This window comes from Acetobacterium carbinolicum (assembly GCF_047456275.1).
GTDB lineage: Bacteria > Bacillota > Clostridia > Eubacteriales > Eubacteriaceae > Acetobacterium > Acetobacterium carbinolicum.
This window is the reverse complement of sequence record NZ_CP173357.1, coordinates 1,472,111-1,491,704: the sequence shown is the minus strand read 5'-3', so window position 1 is coordinate 1,491,704 and position 19,594 is coordinate 1,472,111. Positions and strand designations below refer to the sequence as shown.

Sequence of the window (19,594 nt, the reverse complement as noted above, 5' to 3'; positions counted from 1 at the left end):
AATTTTTGTGCCAATCAATAAAACCCGCCAGATTCTCCATCCAGGCGGGTTTCGTTTAATATTCCAGCATCAGCAGTGTCTATTTTTTTGACACTGTCAAGGATACCTTGACACTTTTTGACACAATTTGACACCAGCTGACAAGAGCCTGGGCGTCATGATGTGATGTTATACTTTTTGATTTTATTATACAGTGTTTGGCGCGTGATCCCCAGTTTGGCCGCCGCCGCGGATTTGTTGTCGCGGCAGTTTTGCAGTACTCTGACGATCAGCTCTTTTTCATTTTCTTTGATTTCGTTTTTGGCGACCCCGGCAAAGACATTTAACGATTCTGCCGTGTTGAGTTCTTTTTCAATCGCGGCCCTGGAAATGATCGGATCATCGACTAAAAAGGTCAGTCTTTTGATTAGATTCTCCAGTTCGCGGATATTTCCCGGCCAACTATAATTCATTAATTCACGCAGACCGGCGGCATCAATTTTTTTCACCGCCGTTCCCGTTTCCTGGCTGATTTGTGTCAGGATTCGCTGCGCCAGACCGGGAATCTCCTGACTTCTTTCGCGCAGCGGCGGCAGCACGATGTTGATCACATTGAGCCGGTAGTAAAGATCTTTTCGGAATAAACCGGCCCCGATCATTGCTTCCAGGTTTTGACTGGTGGCGGCAATTACCCGGGTATCAACGTGTTGAGTTGTTACGGCGCCCATTTTTTCAAACTTTTTTTCCTGTAGAAAACGCAGCAATTTGGATTGGATTTCGATGGGAATCTCGGCGATTTCATCTAAAAAAACCGTACCGCCCTGGGCCATTTCCAATTTTCCGATTTTTCCCTTTTTGTTGGCCCCGGTAAATGCTCCGGGGGTATATCCGAACAGTTCGGTTTCAAAAAAATTCTTGGGAATGGTAGTGCAGTCAATATAAATAAACGGTTGATGGCTTCTGGGGCTCTCCTGATGGACAACTTCGGCAAACATCGTTTTCCCGGTACCGCTTTCGCCACGCATTAAAATTGAGGCATCGGTCTTAGCTACTTTCTTGATGTAGTTGACTAGGTCAATCATTTCAGCGCTGGCGACCAGTACGTTGGGATCGTGCAATGTGACGGTGTCCGGTTTGCCGGCCTTGTTTTTTTCATCAATCTGTTCTTCCAACGCGGTGATTTTATCAAGCAGCTGATTTTTGCTTTTGGCCAGTTTCAAGGAGTTGATTGTCAGGTAAAGCATATTAATATCGGTTTTTCCACCATCGCTGTCATTGTTCACGCTCTTTTTATGAGCGCTTGCTTTGGTGACTTCAAATTCGCAATAGCTGTCGCCGAGGGCGTTACATCGGACTTCCACGGCATCCATATCCTGCTTACTGATGGTACTGACGGCCCCGGCCAGAATCCCCGCTTCAAAATAGCAGACCGGCTTCCCGATATTTTCCATCTCACTACAGGTAAAACAGTCGTCCAGCCGAAAGACAATTTTTTCATCGGACATATTGGTCATGACAATCTGGCCAATTCCTAATGCCGTGATCTTTTCGGATAAACTGTTATAGTCGGTCACGTTAAGGTTGCGTCCGACATTTTTGGCAGTATTATAATAGATTTCTTCCTCAACAACCCTGGCATTCTGACTGGTATTGGTCAGATTCAGGACATTTCTCAGATTTTTTTCAACATGATTGTAATTCTCATCGTTCACAATGCCATTATTAACCATCGCCATCGCTCCTAAAATTTATGGATTTGACAAAAGACCCGATCCGTCCCGTCTTTTCCTTTTATTATAGCTGATGTTTGGCTGATGATCAAGGTGCCGGAGCTGACGCAGCGGCTTTTGTTTACGGTGACTTAAATCTGACGGATCTGTCTTTTAACTGTGCTTGCGATCTTAAAAAAGATTTTTTTTAAATCATAAACTCTTTTGCTGCCAAAATCCCCTCAGACAATTTTGGTAATCAAACCGGCCAGCGGCAGCCACAAGGTCGCCAATAAAATAAAGGCTAGTTGCATCCAGATGGTCGCCTTGGGCATATCGGTCATTTTATAATAGCCGGCGGTGTAGATGATCAGTGGAATCGTATCAATGGGAAAAAGATAGCAGTTGCCTGCGCATAGGCCCAAGGTAATAATCAATAAGGCCGGGTTGATCCCCATTGTTGCTGCCAAACTGACAATTACCGGCGTCAGCACCCCAATCAATGCCGGTGCGACCGGAACAATCAGCATGATCACAAAAATCATCACCGCCACAAAAAAGACCCCACCCATGGTCGAAAGCGACAGCGATGAGGGTAAAACATAAGTAACAAACCACTCACTGACTCCGTTAGCGACGATGGTGTTGGCAATACATAAGACCGTTCCGATGAGGAGATAGGAAGTCCAACTGACGGCTTTCATATATTGTTCCCAGGTGAGAATCTTGATCCCGGGCATAAAGAACAAGGCACAACCAAAAAGCGATACCACGGCCACCTCGATAACGGGAAAAAAGGAGCTCATCATCCAAAATAGCATCATCGCCGCGGCGATGATGATCACCTTCCCTTCCCGCTGGCTCACCTTTTCGTGAACCGCAATCTGATTGAGATAGGCTTTAATTTCACTGGCATCAATTTCTGCCGGTGGATAGATTTTGGTCAGGATAAACCATGCCAATGGGACCATCACCAAAACGATCGGAATCGCACAGACCATCCATTGAATAAAGGTAATCTGAATTCCGGCAATACTTTGCAATAAACCAATTGTTAAAATATTAATACCACTGCCAGCCGGCGTCATCAGGCCGCCCAGCATGACGGCAACCGGAATTCCCATCATCAGAGATTTAGCAGTTTGATGGCGGTCGGATTCATTTTTAAACAATTTCAGAAAGCTGGCTCCGACCCCCATGAAAACCACCACCGTCGGCACATCGGTTACTATCGACGAGACGGCGGCAGCCGCAATCATGATTGCCAACACGCAGGTTTTAACATTGCGTCCGAAAGTTTTTAATAACCCATGCAGAACCCGTTGGACAATCGGAGTTGATGATACCGCCTCGGCCAGGCCAAACGATGCCAACACAAAAAATAAAATCGTATTGGTAAAACCGCCTAAGGCCGTGCCCAGGTTTTTGGTAACCCCCAGGGTCGGCAGCAACGCTAAACACAAAAAACAAATGACCCCAACTGGCAGGGCTTCTGTGATCAACATGATCAAAAAGAAGAACAGCAAGCCAATTGTGATCATCCCATTGTTGCTAAGGCCTTCCGGGATCGGCAGCAAATAAAAAGTAATCAACACCGCAATACTGAAAACCATCCCGATAATCTGTTTTTTATTCATATATCCCCTCATCACTTGTGATTATTTATTAAAGGTGCTGCCCAATCTTTTTAGGAAAAGAGCAGCCCGATCAAAAGAATTTTGATTTCAGTAATTATTCAACTATTGCCTGTCGTTCATCAATTTCTTTCTGATAATTTGTAATTTTAGCCCGGGTCAATCGGTAACCCACCGTCAACAGAACCGCTCCGACCAGAATTCCGATCCCCGGGATTATGACAAACAGCTGGACAATCCCGGTTTTTAATTCAGGAGTGGCTGTTGCCGGGTCCATTTTTGCCACAAAACCAACCGCCGCCAGAACTGCGGGAATAATCGCGCCTTTGATTAAATTAGCAATTTTTAATGGCAGATTCATTAATCCCATGATCCAACCCGACGCTTTTGATCCGGTTTTCCACTCACTGTAGATAACCGCATCACTATACATCGCTGAAATCAGGGCGTAAATGAAGCCCAGGAAGAATTGCGCACAAGAAAGGAATACCAGTACAATCATAATATCATTGACAAAGAACTGACTGATTAAGAGAAATACGCCCAGCGCATAGAATCCGAAAATACCTGCTGTCCGGGTGGTAAATTTGCTGGCTGCATACTTGCTCAGATATGAACCGATCAGAGCCATGCCATTGGCAACCAGCAGATAAACCGAGAACATCGCGACATTGTTAGTCACATAGGTAAAGAAATATGCAGCTGAACCTGCCATCACAAAGTTAACGATCCAGCGGGTCAGATCGGCCAGCAAAAGCACCAGTAAATGGGGATTCTGTACCAGTGATTTGGCCATTTGCATAATCGATGTTTTTTCTTTCTTTTTCTTGTTTTGGCTGGCTTCCTGATGGGTTTCTTCGTATCCATCCGTCATTTTGAAATGAAGAAAGTACGTGACCCAATAAACCAGTGCCATCGCCAAAGCAACCAGGGTGAATCCCAGTACCGGATTGCCAATGGCGGTACCAATATATAAAACCGTGGCCAGACCAACGGCTGAGAAGGCCAGTTTTCCGGCATTGTTATAGGCCCCCCGGGTAGCAGATAATTGTGCCCGGTCTTCAGGGGTACTGGAAATGGTTGGAATCAGGGCGACATTGGCAACATAGGAAAAATTCCAGAAGATATGTGCCACCAGGTAGGCGCCAATAATGATCACAACAGGAACCACCCCGGTCCCGATGGTGGTAAATTCCAGGGTATAAAAGAGTGTTACAATCGGTGGCATTACCAATAACCAGGAGCGGTAACGTCCCCATTTCATCGGCTTCATCCCATCGATGATGCCCCCGTAGAACGGTGACAAGATTACATCGATCATGCTGGTCGTGGTCATGATCAGGGCGGTTGTGGCTAAATCAAATTTAGCGACGTTTGTCAGGAAATAAGCCAGATAATAAAGTTCCACGTTTGCCATCAGGGTGAATCCAAAGTCACCAATCCCGTAAAATCGCTTGAGTGCATTACTTAACGGTTTTTTCATTTTCTTCTCCTTCAAATTTTTATTTTTCGGTTATTGCAAACTCCAGCCATTATTCGTTGCCGGGCTAATTGGCAATAACCGCTTGGAAACAGGTTAAGCAGTAACTAGTTCTTTGGCTTTAACGGCGGCACTGCCGGCATCCGGTGCATATCCATCGGCCCCGATTTCGGCAGCATATTCCGGCGTCACCGGTGCCCCGCCGACAATGACCTTCATTTCTGGCAAGGCCGCTTTAATGGTTTGGACCGCTTCTTTTAACGCTGGCATGGTGGTGGTCAGCAGACCAGAACAGGCCACCAGAACGACATGTTCATTTTCTTTAACTGCAGTGACAAATTTTTCGGCTGGAACATCGACGCCCAGATCCACCATATCAAATCCGGCACTTTCGATCATCATCGAAACCAGATTTTTACCAATATCGTGGAGATCTCCAGCTACCGTTCCAATGATGCAGGTTCCCAGTGAGTTAGATCCCTCGCCGGCCATCAATGGTTTTAACACTTCCACCCCTTTGGACATGGCTTTGGCTGCAATCAGCATTTCCGGCACAAAAATTTCACCGTCTGAGAATTTATCTCCCACCACACCCATCGACGCGATCATCGCCTCGAGAATCTCCTGCGCTTTATCGCCAGCATCCAGCGCTTCCTGAATAGCGGCGGCAACCTTCTTTGATTTACCAGTTTCGACCAATACTTTTACATCTTCAATTTTTGACATTTTTTTCTCCTTTGATTTTTAATTTAATGCACTTACTTCTATTTAATCCACCCGGAACCTGTGTGGGTACCGGGTTTGGTTGTAACTTGTTTTTGCTGTTGTTTATTTTACGAAAATGCCTTCCCGGAAAGCGCCGATATATTCCATACAGTATTCATCTTCACCCATCATCGCTTCGGTGGCGAACAGCATCCCCATCATATCCTTGTTCAGCGGATCGAGAATAAAGCTGTCCATGCCGGCACTCATGGCCAAAACGGCAAAGGCCTGATTGGCAATCCGACGGGCGGGCAGGTTGAAGGAAATGTTGCTGACGGCGCCGGTGACATGAATGGTTGGATATTGTTTTTTGATTTCCCGGATCACTTCGGTCACCATGGCAATGCCATCTTCCGAGGTACAAAGCATTTCAATCAAGGGATCAATGTGCATGCGGGAGGGGTCGATCTTGTATTCTTTACATTTTGCCATTAAATCAGTAAACACTTCCAGTCGATCTTTGGCGGTTTTAGGGATTCCCTTGTCACTATTTAATAAGGCAACACATTCCCATTTGGTATCGGCCAGTACTTTGAAAGCCTCATCAACCTTACCGCCTTCCAGCGATACCGAGTTAAACAGTCCCGGTTTGTTACAGTATTTCATCGATTCAATGCAGGTATAAACATTGGGACTGTCCACCGCAATCGGCACGTCGGTGGCATCCTGAACAATGTCGATCAACCATTTCATCGTTTCCAGTTCGATGTCATCATCCACTGAGGCACAGACGTCGATGAAATTCGCCCCGGCTTCGGCCTGCTTAATGGCCAGGTTTCGGATGAATTCAGCATCCTTTGCGGCTATGGCCTTCCCGGTTGAGGGAATCGCCCCATTAATTTTTTCGCCAATAATTATCAATTTTTTCCTCCAAAAGCTGTGATTTAATTTATTGTTTATTGTTAAAACAGTTCGGCACTCATCTTGTCGATGGCTTCCGAAGTGGCCTCATAAACACCCGGGAATGAGCTGATTGGTGCGCCCTGGCTGAGATTGGGAATAAAGTAATGCTTGCCACATTCTTTACAAGCCCTCTCCACATGTTCCATAACGATTTCAGGGGTCCAGTCAGGAAAATCAATTTCACCGCTGTGAAGGCCGCCCATAAATGAAATCTGTCCGCCGTATTCTTTGATCAGCTCGGGAATATTGTTGGTATTCATGACGCCCTGCCAGATATCGATACCCATTTCAATCATGAAGGGCACCAGGTTCACGCCGTAGCTGTCGCTGTGATGAACAATCAGTTCCACGCCGTTATCCTTATAGAAGCCATAGATTTTTTTGTAAGCCGGCAAAATGAATTCCTTGAAGGTTTCCGGCGACATAAATGACGAAATCTGACTGCCCCAGTCATCATGATGAAACAGCGCATCCGGGTGAAGGTTGTCAATCAGCTGCTGGGCGTACTGCAATTCATATTCAGTCAGATAGTCGATGAGTTCATGCATGGCTTCTGGTTCTTCGTAATAACTCATTAAGGCATCTTCCATTCCCATCAGATAGTGGGTCAGTTCAAAGATCCCCGGCGTTACAAAGGCAGTCACAAATTTTTCATCGCGATCAACCGCCTTGGCATGGGCAATGGCTTCCGTCCAACGTTCAGCCGGATAATCTACCGCTGGAGCCTTAACGTATTCGCGCCACTTCGTAATGTCTTGTAATACCTTATGCCCATGATCGTGAACTGGAAAGGACCCGATTTGACCTTCCGGCCAGCGGATGGTAATCCCCCAGGCATTTTTGACTTCCGTCCCCTTCGGTGTCATAAAGGCTTCTTTGGGCGCTTCTCTGATCAGTTCCAGGAATTCATACTGATTGACAAACCGGTCCGGCTGGCCACCTTTAATCGTTTCCATTAAGTTTTGTCTTTTTGTTAGCATTTACTTTCTCCTTTTAACATAATTTCCAATAGACTCAAATCAACTTTCGTACATTATTGATTTTGTACTATATTAACACATCGATCGTGGCGATGCAATAATTTTCGTACATTTTATTTTTTGTACTATTTTATTTTTAGTGATCGTCCCCACCCTGATATGCTATAATAAAATTAAAGATTTTAAACGATTGGACAAGAGGACCTCATGAAAAAATATAAAAAGGGTTTACAGACTGAACAGATCATTTTGCAAACTGCCAAAATACTATTTTACAACAATGGTTATGCTAAAACTTCGATGCGGGATATCTGTGCTGAGACCGGCATCCAACTAGGAACATTAACCTATTATTTTAAGAAAAAAAAGGATATTGCCGAACGAATCTATTCAGAATTCATTGTCAGATTATTGTCCTTTGTCCGAACCAACACCTATCATGATAATATGAATGGTATCCAAATCAATTTTTACAAACAGATCTACCATTACCATGCTATTTACAGCGATCCCCAAACCCGAGCCTTTCACGCTGAAATGCTCCACTCTGAATATATTTACCAGGAAATTATTCTGAAATTATACAATCCTTATTTTCGCGATCTGCCCAACCGGATGACCAAAGTGGACTTTGATACCGCTGTTTTTGCGGATTCCTGCCTCCGCAAGGAATTTGGCTTACAATATATCAACGCCCCGCAGACCAAAACAGTAACCGAACTGTATATCACCATCCAGACCCTGACCGGCCGTTTGATGCGAATTCCTGAAGAAACAACCCAGCAGTATATTCACGAAGCGCTGACCTTTTTTGAAAACCATGACGGCTCAACAATTCGACTATTGATCTGATCACAATTGTCGGAACTTAGAAAGTAATTTATACGATATCTTGGATTGTTAAATTTCTATGACATAGATATTAATCTTCAGCCTGTTCATATGCTTTTCGGCTAAATTCATATACCGCTGCGAAAAACAAAGGGCTGGCGCCTTTATTAACCAGAGCGATTTTACAATCTTTATATTTCTCAACAAAATCCTTAGCCATCGCTCGGATTTCTTCAGCGGTGGTGCCGGCTGGCTCTGGCAATAACTGAACCCCAAAAACAAGACTTACCTCTTGATAAGTTGTCGCCATTCGAAGATAATCATTCATCGTCTGTCCGCACCATAAATCCACACCGGCTTCAATCAATGCCGGCACCAATGGCTCAACCCGACCACAACTATGCAGTTCAAAAGCGATATTGCGTTCATGACAGGCATCAACCACTCGTTTTAAGTATGGTACAATCATTTCACGACATGTTGCCAGCGAGAAAAACGGATTATTTTGTGTCCCCCAATCGTCGTGGATCAGAAATCCATCAATTGCAAAATGTTTATGCAGTCGGTCAATATAGTCCACATACAAATCTGCTAATCTGTCGAACAACCGATGCACCCCATCCTGCTGATCCTCATCAACCAGGGCGATTGCCGCATGATCGACATCCATCAGAGACATCAATCTTTCCCAGAAACCTGAAAGCAATCCTACTTGTACCATCTTGTCAGATTTAACATAGTCCTTATTCTTCGCAATACAGTTTTCCCAATCCATATCGTCTAAATTGGGGAATGGCACCTGTTCCTCCCATTTATTGATATCCCGCACCGCCGGATTCCCCGGATGCACGGATGCTCCACCGGCAATATCCACCCATTCCCAATCAAGATCAAACCAACCTTTTGCGATATTGCTTTCATACTGGGGTAATTCTTCAGCATCAAAGACTAGCCGGGTGGCAACATTGTCTGGATGCATTCTGGGACGAAACACCTGTACTTCGCAGTTGAAAAAACCTGCCTGGGGAATCCAATATGGCTTTTTTCCATTGAATAGCAATTTCCAGTTTTCTCTTGCTGTTATTGGCCTGTTAAATTTTTTCTGAATGGGCGCTTTTGGCACCAATGCCATGACATGTGTGGGATAGTCTGGATATTCACCAATTACTTCAAACTCTTTTTGATCAAATTTTTCTCTCATTACAAACTCCTTTACTTTAAACATCCATATTTGAAATAACTAGATATTTCATATATTGCCTTATTAAAAAATCTCAATTATCAGCACTTATCATTTCTTATTAAGATTTTATAAGAAATATCTTATTAATTACCTCTATGATAACATTATTTTTTAAAAAATCAAGCAATTAATAAAGATTTTTTATACATAATCTTATTTTTATGAAAAAACATCCAATATTCTGCTTATTTAAATGATTTCATTTGTGCAATTGAAGTTTTTTCCATATCTACAATCTTTCATCATTAAGATTTACTAATATTTATCTTACTTATTTTATATCTGATCGCTCTGTGTTATACTGATACCAATACAAATTATGGAGAATAAGATGATACCTCAAAAATTAAGCAAAGGTCTGCAGACAAAAATAAGCATGATTAATGCTGCCAAAATGTTATTTTATCAAAATGGTTTTAAAAAAACTTCGGCCAAAGAAATCTGTGAAAAGGCAAGGGTTAATCATAAGAATTTTAATTACTACTTTAAATCAAAGGATTCTCTTTTGACTGAAATTTATTCAGAGTTATACATGAAATCATATTCTTTTATCGAATCGAAAATCACTTATGAAATTAATAGTATCGAAAAGAATACTTTCGCTGCGTATATCTATTATTCAGGTATTTTTGTTGATGAAAATACCATCCGTTTTCAGCAGGAAATTTATGATCAACTCTCAAGCAGCGCCTATATGGGCCAAAACTTCAACCATGTCTATCACCAGTTTTTTAGAGACATGGGTAAAGAAATTGACCAGGATGAAATTGACAACATCAGATTTGCTGAACTGGGTCTTCGGCGTGAACTTATCCTGAGATTTATCGAAAATCCTGGCAATAAAACGATTTATGACGTCATCACAACCATGCATCTATATCGGGGACGGTTGCTTCAGATGGATGAAACACTCACAAAATCTTATTTATTCAACGCCCTCGAATTTGAACATAAGCATGATCATTCCCATATCCGTCTGCTCATTTAAGCTTTTTAACAATCATTTTCAACGTTTCATAATCAATCAGGACTTTACTTCTGACAGTGATAGCAAAAAAAGCTATCACTGCTTCATCAAATAACCTAACCAAAAAAACTTTGATAGTTTTTTAATTAACAGCTTGACCTTGAAGTGACTTGAGGGTTTATCCTATGAGTAAATCCAAATATGAAAACGAGGTACAAAATGTTTACTAAATTGTTTACACCAAAGAAAATCAATCAGTGTGAGATTCCCAATCGTCTGGCAGTCACCGCCATGGTGGCCAATTACTGCAATGAAGACGGCACCGCCACCGATCGTTATATTGCCTATCACGAAGCCAAGGCCAAGGGCGGCTGGGGCCTGATTATTACCGAAGATTATGCCGTCAGCGAGCATGCCATGGGCTATCAGTTTATTGCCGGGCTGTGGAATGATGATCAGATTGCCAGTCACAAAAAACTGACCGACACCATTCATCAGTATGATTCCAAAATCTTTGCTCAGATCTATCATGCCGGCCGCCAAAGCGCCAGCTTCGTAAATGGCGGCGTTCAGCCGGTGGCCCCATCGGCAATCCCCTGTCCGTGGTTGCGGCAACTGCCCCGGGAACTGACCATTCCGGAGATTGAACAGATTGTTGAAGATTTTGGCGACTGTGCCTTACGGGCTAAACAGGCCGGCTTTGATGGTATCGAAGTGCATGCCGGACATGGCTATTTAATTGCCGAATTCATGTCCACCTATGTCAACAAACGTACTGATAAATACGGCGGTTGTCTGGATAATCGCTTACGCTTTGTTAAAGAAATCTATGCCGATATCCGCGGCAAGGTCGGCGACGATTTCCCGGTCATGATCCGTTTTTCGGCTGACGAAGTGGTTCAGGGCGGCCGGGACATTTCTGAATCCCGGGTCCTGGCTAAACTCTTTGCCGAATGGGGTTTTGATGCCCTGCATGTTTCCAGTGGCGCCTATGGCGATCATAATAAGGGGATTGTTTCGCCGATGTATGTCTCCCATGCCTGGACTGTCGACTTTGCTGCCGAGATCAAACAAATCGTGGATATCCCGGTCTTTACTGTCAACCGCATCAATGATCCCCGCATGGCCGATGGTCTGCTGGAAATGGGCAAAGCCGATTTCATCGGAATGGGCCGGGGCTCCCTGGCCGATCCGGAGCTGCCAAATAAGGCCAAGGCTGGTGATTTAACCGCAATCCGCTACTGCATCGGATGTATGCAGGGCTGTGTCGGGAAGTTACTGGTGGGTGAAGCCATCACCTGTCTGGTCAATCCCTCGCTGGGCCAAGAATATCAATTGGATTATAGCAAAGTCACCAAACCGAAAAAAGTCCTGATTGCCGGCGGCGGACCCGGTGGCCTGGAAGCGGCCCGCGCCGCGGCGATCAAAGGCCACGAGGTCACGCTTTATGAAAAAGGCAGCTTTTTAGGCGGTCAGTTTAAATCCGCTGCTTATCCCCCCTGCAAGGGTGAGTTGGCCACTTATACCAACTGGATCACGAGCGAACTGGATCAGTTGGGTGTAACGATTCATCTCAACCGCGAATTGACGAAAGAACTGGTGGCCGCTGAAAAACCGGATACCGTTATCGTCGCCACCGGCGGAACCCCCTGCAAACCGGCGATCAAAGGGATCGACAAAGCCCTGGTTGTCACCGCTGAAGATGCCCTACTGGGCAATGTGGCCACCGGTGATCAAATTGTTGTGGCCGGCGGCGGTGAGGTCGGTTCAGAAACGGCTGCGCATCTGGCGATGCAGCAACGGGATGTGACCATCATCGAAATGCTGCCCAAGATCTGCAGCGATCTCGATGGCGTCAACAAATTCAATCTGATGAAAATCCTCCGCGAATATGAGGTCAACCAATTGACCCAAACCAAAGTGGTCGAAATTCTGGATGATGGGGTAATCATCGAAAACAGCCAGGGCCAGCAGACCCTGCCTGCCGATACCGTCGTCATTGCATTGGGCTACCGACCCAACAACCAGCTGGCCGAAGCATTATCAGCCGTTCACAACCACGTCATCGTTATTGGCGGGGCCGTCAAAACCAGCAATGCCATGGTGGCGATCAACGATGGCTTTAATGCGGGCTTGTCGCTGTAACCCCCACTACACCGCTAACAATTAAAGATAAAAAAAAGGATCGGTGCTTGTAAAAGCCCTATCCTTTTTTATTTGTCTTAGTATATAAATGTGATACAATGAAAAAAACCTGAAGCCACTAGAGGGAGGAAAATCATGGAATATCGCATTGGGGAAGTCTCCAAGCTCTTGGGCCTGCCGGTGGAGACCATCCGTTATTATGAAAAAGAGCAGATTATTACGCCCAAACGTCAGCAAAACAGTGACTACCGCACCTATGAAACCTGGGATATCTTTTTTCTGATGGAATGCATGCGCTATCGCAGCTTTGACATTTCGTTAAAAGATATTTCAAAGATGCTTCATAATGAGTCGTTGGACTTTTTTGTCGAGCGGATCGGCTTTAAACAACAGGTCATCGATGAAAAGCTGCGCTATTATCAGATGCTGGAGCGCAAGATTTCCGCCTACAAGGATAAACTGGCAAGCCTGCCCTATAATGTCGGGTGCTATTGGTTCGTCAATACCCCCGAGTATCGTTACTTTACCTATGTCCAGCGCGAAGACGGCGATCATTATGGTGAGGTTGAGGAAAAACCCTTATTTCCGCACTGGCTCAAGCAGATCCCCTTTGTTGAGTTTACCCATCACATTGCTTTTGCCGACATCGCCGACCCCCGCATTGACCGGGACGCCTGGGGACTGTGTGTCGAAAGCGCTGACGCGGCGTTGTTAAATCTGCCGCTGAACGCGGATGTGCTGATCCGACCGGCGGGTTTGTGTTTGTGTACGGTGATGGATCTGGGTGACTATGGCAATTTGACGTTGCGGCAGTTTGATCCGCTGGTGGCCTATATCCGCGATCATGGCATTGTGCCGGAAGGCGATATCATCGGGAAAATCCTGACCCGGGTCCATGCCGATGGAAAAATGCACCGTTATATTGAGTATACGATTCCGATCAAGAAATAAAAAAACAAAAACGGAGGACTAAACGATGGAAACTTTAAAAACCAAGCTGCAGCCACAGCGCGTTAAACTTATTTTTAATCCCGGTTCTGGTGCCAATGACGAATCCCCGCTGCAAATCATGGCGGTCGTTAAAGAAATGCAGGCCCGGCAGTTAATCCCGGAACTGTATCTGATCGAACCCGACTGTAACTTGAAGGAAGTGGTCGATGAGGCCATTGCCCAGGGCATTGAACTGTTTGTCGTTTGTGGCGGCGACGGGACCGTTTCATCGGTCACCAAAGCGCTGTACGGTTCAGCGGCGACGCTTGGCATTGTTCCCACCGGAACCCGGAACAATGTGGCCTTAAGCCTCGGTATCCCCACGGATATTGCGGCGGCGGTTGCCATTCTCAGCGCCGGCCAGCGTTTAAAAATAGATCTCGGCCTGGTCACTTGCGACGGTGTCAGCACCCCTTTTATCGAGCTTTGCTCAGTGGGATTGTTTTCGATGCTGTTCCCCTCCGGGGATGATATCCAGCACGGCAACATCACCCGGATCGGCGATTTTCTCGGCATTCTGACGACTGCACCGCCCTCGGAGATTCATCTTTTTCTGGACGATAATCAGGAAATCAGCGAGTTGGGTCACGCCGCATTAATTTCCAATATGCCCTATGTCGGTCGTAATTATCAAGTCGGTGCGCCCGATGCCTATCATGACGGCTTACTGGATGTGATGTTTTTTGCCGATCTCTCCAAACTCGATTTAATCGCTTATATTCTGACCGGCGTCGGCACCGATAACCCGGAGGATCCCCGGATTATGCACTATCAGGTCCGTGAAATTGTCATCGACACCGAACCGGCCATGGCGGTAATGGCTGATGATATCAGTTTGGGCGAGGGTTCGGTGCGCATCAAAGTACAGCCACAGGCTTTGTCGGTCATGGTCGGAGCGACCGCGTCACATGAAGGGCAATAAGCCGGATCAGTCCGTCACTGACAAAGGCCGTCACGCAACCGCAAAAAGCCCCTCGCCGGTGGGTAAAATGCGCGGCGCCGCACAGAAAATCATTACCGGGATCCGTCATATTCCACCGCTTTACTGGTTAATCATGGTTGCGATTATCCTCATTTCATTTCTGCTCGTTATTCCTGATTATGTCTGGATCATTTTTTCAGACGCCGTCAAAAGCCAAAATTCGCTGCTGATCCTGGTCCTGATTTTTGCTTTAACCACTATTTCGCTGGTGTGGTCGGTTGGTCAGCGGATTGATGTCTGGGTTTTTACTTATTTTAATATGCATGGCCGCCGCTGGTCCTGGCTTGATGGGACGATGCTGTTATTGACGCAGCTTGGCAACGGGATTTTTGCGATGATCCTGGCTACTATTTTGTATTTTTTGGGGCACCACGTCCTTGCCTATGCCTTTGTCTTAGGCACCTTATCATTATGGTTTGTGGTGGAACTGATAAAAATGCTGGTCCATCGAACCCGTCCCTATAAAAAGATTGAAAATAGTCGCATTGTCGGGTCACCCGCCCGGGGCAGTTCGTTTCCCAGTGGCCATACCAGCCAATCCTTCTTTATGGCAACCTTTCTCTTACCCTATTTTCACGTCAACTTTTTTATCGGGTTGGCTGGTTATCTGCTGGCATTTTTGGTCGGGATCACCCGTATCTATGTCGGCATGCACTACCCCCGGGATGTCCTCGGCGGGGCGATGCTAGGAACCGCCTGGGGCCTGTTAGGCGTGATTCTCAATAATTCATTTTGAATTTAACCGTGGCGGATGATATAGATCCAAATTTTAAAAAACGACTATTTATTATTTTTAAACCGGATGCAAAAGGGTATTCATTTAATAACCGACATAATATTGGGGAGGTAAAGAAAATGAATATTGAACAAGTGATCAAGAACCTGAAAAAAATCGATGGTTCCCGGGATATCTGGCGGGACATCATTAAAGCCTTCGAGGGGTTTTCTTTTAATGGGGTGACCGAAGTCGCTATTGAATCGCAAATGGATGACGAAATTGTCCAGGCTTTTATCGATACGGACGGCTCGCCGGTGATCCAAATCGCGCTGGATCAGTGGGCCGATGGTACTTACGTGGTCATTGATGCATCGCAGCTCCGCTGAACAACTTTTTTAAACCATAAAAAATACGCTGTCTATGGTTTTATCAGCCATTGACAGCGTGTCTTTTTATTTGTGACTATTTCTGAAAATATGGATCAACTATTTTTAATACGTGCCAGGGAGGGTATTCATTTAATAACCGACATTATATTGGGGAGGTAATAGATTGTGATGAAAAAAGTAATCATCAACGATACCATGCAACAAGGCACTTATTACTTAAATGAACCGATGGGCGCAAATTTTGATCCTGATTTCAAACCGGAGCTCTCACCCAAAGAACTGTTAGCTTTGGGTCTTTTCGGGGGCAAATACATGACTGACTGCCGGTCGGAATTTCCGGAGGATTGGTTTGACCATGCCAAACTCTCCCCGACCCGAAAAGATATTTCTTTAAATTATTATCAGGTCAATGCCTCACAGCCGCTGAAAGTCTGGCAGGCCAATGGCTGGATCAATCCCATCGATCCCCGGGGCTGGTTTCAATGGTATTGCCGCTATTATTATGGTCGCAGAGTACCTGATGAGGACCGCCGCCAGATCAAACGCTGGAAGGCGATGGTACGCCATATTGGGGCGATCAAAAAGAACTGCGATAAAATGGATCAAAGCTGTCGCCAAAAACAGCGACAGGCCCTGCTGCACTGGGCTTATGATAGTCGCAAACTATAACCGCAAGTTTCGGCAAAAAGACACGCGATCAATGGAGTAGACAACCATTGACAACGTGTCTTTTAATTTGCGAATATTTTATTTATTTCTGACTATTTCCGATAACCGGGAATCTCCGCAACGTCCCGATCCTCGTTGCGGATCAGCTCTTGATTGTAAGGATATTTGGCGACGATGGCCCGGATCTCTTTTTGCGGTGTCCCGGGTGTACCCCAAAGCACCGTGACTTCAGTTCCTGGAGCGGCATATTCGGGAGCGATAAAGGCCAGCGAAATCATACTGTTATAGGGGTAGGAAATGATCCGACCGGAGGAGATTCCGATTTGCCGACCGTTAACCAGTACCTTGTCAGCTCGGTATTCGGTATAGCCGTTAAAGGAATTTTCCCCCAATGACAGGTCACTCTGTTTGGTAATATCATCGCAGGGTGTCTGACCGGGTCGGAGCATGGTGGCAAAAACAGCTGCCACATCGTCGGCATTCCATTCCAGCGTCGTTACCCTGCGGCCCGGATTTTTGGCGATCTGCTCCAGGGCGGGTTTGCCGGTAAATTCGTGATTAAAGTTCACCAGGAAGTCCCAGCCGACATCATAGGGGGTGACAAAGCGCGATTGCAGGTCATCGCCGACGCTGCCGGCCAGTTTCCGGTTGCTGTTCATGCCGCCCAAGGCCGGGTTCTGGGCCAGGTAATCGCTCAGCCCCTGATCTGATTCAAACCAGGGAAAAGGATAATGAAGGTGAATATTGGGAAAACCAGCCTCGGTATGATTAAACAAATTATAGGCGTGCATGCCCAGCTTGGTGGCCCCGAATTTTTCGCCGCTGGCCCAGACCTTGCGGTAAACCGCATCAAAGTCGCTCATCGGGCCGTGAATTTCGTAGGCCAGATTACCAGACATCCCCAGGCGAATCACTTCCACGGTTTTGCCATCCATCTCCGCTTTGCGATGGCGGGCAAACTTGATATCGTGAAGATCGGCCTCAAAGGCGTCCTCCAGAATTTCCAGCGATTTTTCGCCGGCGATCTGGATAAAATATTCAGTTCCGGTCTTATCTTCGCCGCTGACATCCAACCCGGATTTTTTCAACAGGTAATCAATCGGTGGATTGAGCCAATAGGTCCGGTAGCGGTCCTCAGCGATGCGAATGACCACCCCGTCGGTCATGATCTGCCCTTTGTCGTTGCAGATGACCGCATGGCGCAAGCCATTCAGGCCCAGTTTGGTAAAATCATTGATGCAAATGGCGTTCAGAAATTTGACAGCATCCTTACCGACGACATCATAGATTGGTGAAATCATTAAGGTCGTCCCGATCCAGGCGCTGTCCCGATAGCCCTGAATCTCCTGTTTGACGCCACCGTATTCGTAGGGAATATTCATCCCCGGCGCCATCTGAAAAAAGAGCGTGGCCCCCTCATTGGCGGGGTTGCTCATCGTTCCTGCACCGCCGAGAACGCTGTCCCCGCCCAAACCACTGACACTGAAATCGGCTTTAACTGCTTTGCTCATCTTGTTCCTCCTGAGTTTCTTTAACGATTTAATACCGTTATTATAAGTCAGCGGTACGAAAATGTAATCGGTTATATCCTCAGAAGAATGTGACGCTTTTCGTCATTTTTGACGATAGTTACTACATCTGTCTATTCCTTGGTCTTGTCCATCAATACTTTCCGCCACCATGCAGGAAAAGATCAGCGAAAACAGCTCATTCTCGGATAGCGAATTAAAATCCAGTTTGAGCCGGCGGGCAATTTTGTCAATCCGGTAAATAAGGGTATTGCGATGGAGGTTCAGGACCTTGGCCGCCGCTGATAGATTTCGGCCATGGAGCAGATAAATATGCAAATTGCGGAGCAGTTCCCGGTCCAGATCATCCGCTGTTGTTAACATCGCCACTATGTCCGGATCACAGAAAACCCGCAGATCGACACTGCTTGCCAAGCAGTCAAGCAGGTGTTCGGTTACGTAGGGGGCATAGAAATAAAAACTGGCCGACTCGTTCTGGATCGCGATGTCGACGGCATAACGGCTTTGCACAAAATACAGCTTAAGCTGTAAAAAATCGTGAAAGCACCGACTGATACCACATTTAAGCTGATACTTACCAAGCAATAGCGGCAGACTTTGTTGTTCGGCGGCCGTTTCAATGGGATACTCCCCTTGCCGTATGATCGCAATGATATAGCCCTGATAAACGGTTACCATCGAACCGGGAAAGTGATTATAGATGCGCTTGAGATAGGTATTGGCTTCAATGATCGATAAGTTTTCAATCGGGGCGACAAAGGTCAGCAGATAAAATGCATCGTCCCGCTGCCAGCCGAACCGGCCCAGATGATAGGCAACATTCTGATCCTGAATCAGCGGATCTTCAAGCAGATGATTGATCAGACCAGTCTGGTTTTCGGCCAGCCGCTGATAAACATCATTGGTTTTAAAATACTGGGTCAAGCGCTGGGTAATGTGCCAGAGCACCCGCAGCTGCCCCGCGGTGAAGGGGGCATTGAGATCCACCAGGCCAATGTTACCGGACAGTTTCCCGGCAACCCAGATATGGGTGGAGGCGTAGGTATGATCCGGATCAAACGTCGGGCGGTACAAATAGGGCTCATCAACCTGCTTCATCACATTTATCGACAACTCGTTTTGCTCCTGGAGGGTAAAAAAATCCAGCAGCGGGTATCCCGGTAAATTGATTTTTTCCCAGATCGTTCCCACCGGTGACTTCACAAATTTGCCGGCGGTAGCCATGACGGACATGGCATTATCAAAAAGCGCCATCGGGTTTTGCAGCTTTTCAGCCGCAATGTTCAGAAACTCATCAATCGCCACCTGATCGATTATGGCAGTAAGCAGGCGCTGATCCCAGGCCTGATAAGAGGCAAACACATCAAAAAGATGCTGAAAGAGGGCCTCCCGATCGGTTTCCCCGGAAAGCCGGATCAGGGTGTCCAGAGATTCCCACTTGATGCCAGACAAATCCGCCCCGATGATCAGCAGATCCGCTGGCAACTTGGTCGATTCTTGCGTCAGCGTCGTCGCATCGGCAATAAACAAAGTCGATTGATCCACTATCGTTTCTATATTTAGTGATTCGTCAGGGAGAAAATGAACGTTTCTAAATTCTGTTTTCAGAGAGATGGCTTTTTCAATTCTGGGTTGGAATATTGCCAATTCATCCAGCAAGATCGCTAATGCCAGGTCCATT

17 protein-coding genes are annotated in these 19,594 nt (G+C 46.1%); 8 read left to right on the top strand and 9 right to left on the bottom strand.

The features are described 5' to 3' along the window. Positions 1-155: 155 nt before the first annotated feature. The 6 genes from ACIZ62_RS06900 to ACIZ62_RS06875 form a co-directional block, all read right to left on the bottom strand. Positions 156-1,709, bottom strand: coding sequence for a sigma 54-interacting transcriptional regulator (locus ACIZ62_RS06900; protein ID WP_414151554.1), 1,554 nt, complete (start codon positions 1,707-1,709; stop codon positions 156-158). Positions 1,710-1,930: 221 nt separating this feature from the next. Next, positions 1,931-3,325 (bottom strand): SLC13 family permease, encoded by a 1,395-nt coding sequence (locus ACIZ62_RS06895; protein WP_414151553.1) that lies wholly within the window; start codon positions 3,323-3,325, stop codon positions 1,931-1,933. 94 nt (positions 3,326-3,419) lie between these two features. Beyond that, positions 3,420-4,805: an MFS transporter gene (locus ACIZ62_RS06890; protein ID WP_414151552.1), complete on the bottom strand. Its 1,386-nt coding sequence runs from the start codon at positions 4,803-4,805 to the stop codon at positions 3,420-3,422. A gap of 93 nt (positions 4,806-4,898) precedes the next feature. After that, a complete protein-coding gene (locus ACIZ62_RS06885) occupies positions 4,899-5,528 on the bottom strand; it encodes a corrinoid protein (protein ID WP_414151551.1) in 630 nt (209 codons plus the stop codon). Positions 5,529-5,630: 102 nt separating this feature from the next. Further along, on the bottom strand, positions 5,631-6,428 hold the full coding sequence (locus ACIZ62_RS06880) for a methyltetrahydrofolate cobalamin methyltransferase (RefSeq protein ID WP_111887382.1): 798 nt from the start codon (positions 6,426-6,428) through the stop codon (positions 5,631-5,633). Positions 6,429-6,469: 41 nt separating this feature from the next. Further along, positions 6,470-7,450 (bottom strand): uroporphyrinogen decarboxylase family protein, encoded by a 981-nt coding sequence (locus ACIZ62_RS06875; RefSeq protein ID WP_111887383.1) that lies wholly within the window; start codon positions 7,448-7,450, stop codon positions 6,470-6,472. A 207-nt stretch (positions 7,451-7,657) separates the two neighbouring features. Here ACIZ62_RS06875 and ACIZ62_RS06870 point away from each other — a divergent pair, with 207 nt between their 5' ends. Further along, positions 7,658-8,302 carry a TetR/AcrR family transcriptional regulator gene (locus ACIZ62_RS06870; protein WP_111887384.1) on the top strand — a complete coding sequence of 215 codons (645 nt, stop codon included), beginning with the start codon at positions 7,658-7,660 and terminating at the stop codon, positions 8,300-8,302. A gap of 70 nt (positions 8,303-8,372) precedes the next feature. Here ACIZ62_RS06870 and ACIZ62_RS06865 read toward each other — a convergent pair whose 3' ends face one another. Next, positions 8,373-9,482 (bottom strand): uroporphyrinogen decarboxylase family protein, encoded by a 1,110-nt coding sequence (locus ACIZ62_RS06865; RefSeq protein WP_162624435.1) that lies wholly within the window; start codon positions 9,480-9,482, stop codon positions 8,373-8,375. A gap of 373 nt (positions 9,483-9,855) precedes the next feature. Between ACIZ62_RS06865 and ACIZ62_RS06860 the strand changes: the two genes are divergently transcribed. The 7 genes from ACIZ62_RS06860 (at position 9,856) to ACIZ62_RS06830 (ending at position 16,384) form a co-directional block, all read left to right on the top strand. Then, on the top strand, positions 9,856-10,512 hold the full coding sequence (locus ACIZ62_RS06860; protein WP_162624436.1) for a TetR/AcrR family transcriptional regulator: 657 nt from the start codon (positions 9,856-9,858) through the stop codon (positions 10,510-10,512). Between the two features lie 198 nt (positions 10,513-10,710). Next, positions 10,711-12,636: an FAD-dependent oxidoreductase gene (locus ACIZ62_RS06855; RefSeq protein WP_111887387.1), complete on the top strand. Its 1,926-nt coding sequence runs from the start codon at positions 10,711-10,713 to the stop codon at positions 12,634-12,636. Positions 12,637-12,771: 135 nt separating this feature from the next. Next, on the top strand, positions 12,772-13,587 hold the full coding sequence (locus ACIZ62_RS06850; RefSeq protein ID WP_111887388.1) for a MerR family transcriptional regulator: 816 nt from the start codon (positions 12,772-12,774) through the stop codon (positions 13,585-13,587). A 25-nt stretch (positions 13,588-13,612) separates the two neighbouring features. After that, positions 13,613-14,548 (top strand): diacylglycerol/lipid kinase family protein, encoded by a 936-nt coding sequence (locus tag ACIZ62_RS06845; RefSeq protein ID WP_111887389.1) that lies wholly within the window; start codon positions 13,613-13,615, stop codon positions 14,546-14,548. Further along, positions 14,535-15,344 (top strand): phosphatase PAP2 family protein, encoded by an 810-nt coding sequence (locus tag ACIZ62_RS06840; protein WP_162624437.1) that lies wholly within the window; start codon positions 14,535-14,537, stop codon positions 15,342-15,344. Before ACIZ62_RS06845 ends, ACIZ62_RS06840 begins: the two co-directional genes overlap by 14 nt. 119 nt (positions 15,345-15,463) lie before the next feature. Beyond that, the gene (locus ACIZ62_RS06835; protein WP_162624438.1) at positions 15,464-15,712 is read left to right on the top strand and encodes a hypothetical protein; all 249 of its coding nucleotides are present in this window, start codon (positions 15,464-15,466) and stop codon (positions 15,710-15,712) included. Between the two features lie 168 nt (positions 15,713-15,880). Further along, complete coding sequence (locus ACIZ62_RS06830) at positions 15,881-16,384, top strand: hypothetical protein (RefSeq protein ID WP_204355476.1); 504 nt, start codon at positions 15,881-15,883, stop codon at positions 16,382-16,384. 92 nt (positions 16,385-16,476) lie between these two features. On the opposite strand, the gene ACIZ62_RS06825 is transcribed toward ACIZ62_RS06830, so the two are convergent. Next, positions 16,477-17,895 (bottom strand): aminomethyl transferase family protein, encoded by a 1,419-nt coding sequence (locus tag ACIZ62_RS06825; protein ID WP_414151550.1) that lies wholly within the window; start codon positions 17,893-17,895, stop codon positions 16,477-16,479. Between the two features lie 102 nt (positions 17,896-17,997). Further along, entirely contained in the window at positions 17,998-19,593 is a 1,596-nt protein-coding gene (locus ACIZ62_RS06820; RefSeq protein WP_111887393.1) for a PucR family transcriptional regulator, read from the bottom strand. Position 19,594 lies beyond the last annotated feature (1 nt).

Coding starts and splice junctions, on each gene's coding strand:
- ACIZ62_RS06900 (WP_414151554.1), bottom strand. CDS start 1,709: ATGGTTAATAATGGCATTGTGAACGATGAGAATTACAATCATGTTGAA.
- ACIZ62_RS06840 (WP_162624437.1), top strand. CDS start 14,535: ATGAAGGGCAATAAGCCGGATCAGTCCGTCACTGACAAAGGCCGTCAC.
- ACIZ62_RS06885 (WP_414151551.1), bottom strand. CDS start 5,528: ATGTCAAAAATTGAAGATGTAAAAGTATTGGTCGAAACTGGTAAATCA.
- ACIZ62_RS06870 (WP_111887384.1), top strand. CDS start 7,658: ATGAAAAAATATAAAAAGGGTTTACAGACTGAACAGATCATTTTGCAA.
- ACIZ62_RS06820 (WP_111887393.1), bottom strand. CDS start 19,593: ATGGACCTGGCATTAGCGATCTTGCTGGATGAATTGGCAATATTCCAA.
- ACIZ62_RS06850 (WP_111887388.1), top strand. CDS start 12,772: ATGGAATATCGCATTGGGGAAGTCTCCAAGCTCTTGGGCCTGCCGGTG.
- ACIZ62_RS06890 (WP_414151552.1), bottom strand. CDS start 4,805: ATGAAAAAACCGTTAAGTAATGCACTCAAGCGATTTTACGGGATTGGT.
- ACIZ62_RS06855 (WP_111887387.1), top strand. CDS start 10,711: ATGTTTACTAAATTGTTTACACCAAAGAAAATCAATCAGTGTGAGATT.
- ACIZ62_RS06865 (WP_162624435.1), bottom strand. CDS start 9,482: ATGAGAGAAAAATTTGATCAAAAAGAGTTTGAAGTAATTGGTGAATAT.
- ACIZ62_RS06875 (WP_111887383.1), bottom strand. CDS start 7,450: ATGCTAACAAAAAGACAAAACTTAATGGAAACGATTAAAGGTGGCCAG.
- ACIZ62_RS06895 (WP_414151553.1), bottom strand. CDS start 3,325: ATGAATAAAAAACAGATTATCGGGATGGTTTTCAGTATTGCGGTGTTG.
- ACIZ62_RS06825 (WP_414151550.1), bottom strand. CDS start 17,895: ATGAGCAAAGCAGTTAAAGCCGATTTCAGTGTCAGTGGTTTGGGCGGG.
- ACIZ62_RS06860 (WP_162624436.1), top strand. CDS start 9,856: ATGATACCTCAAAAATTAAGCAAAGGTCTGCAGACAAAAATAAGCATG.
- ACIZ62_RS06835 (WP_162624438.1), top strand. CDS start 15,464: ATGAATATTGAACAAGTGATCAAGAACCTGAAAAAAATCGATGGTTCC.
- ACIZ62_RS06845 (WP_111887389.1), top strand. CDS start 13,613: ATGGAAACTTTAAAAACCAAGCTGCAGCCACAGCGCGTTAAACTTATT.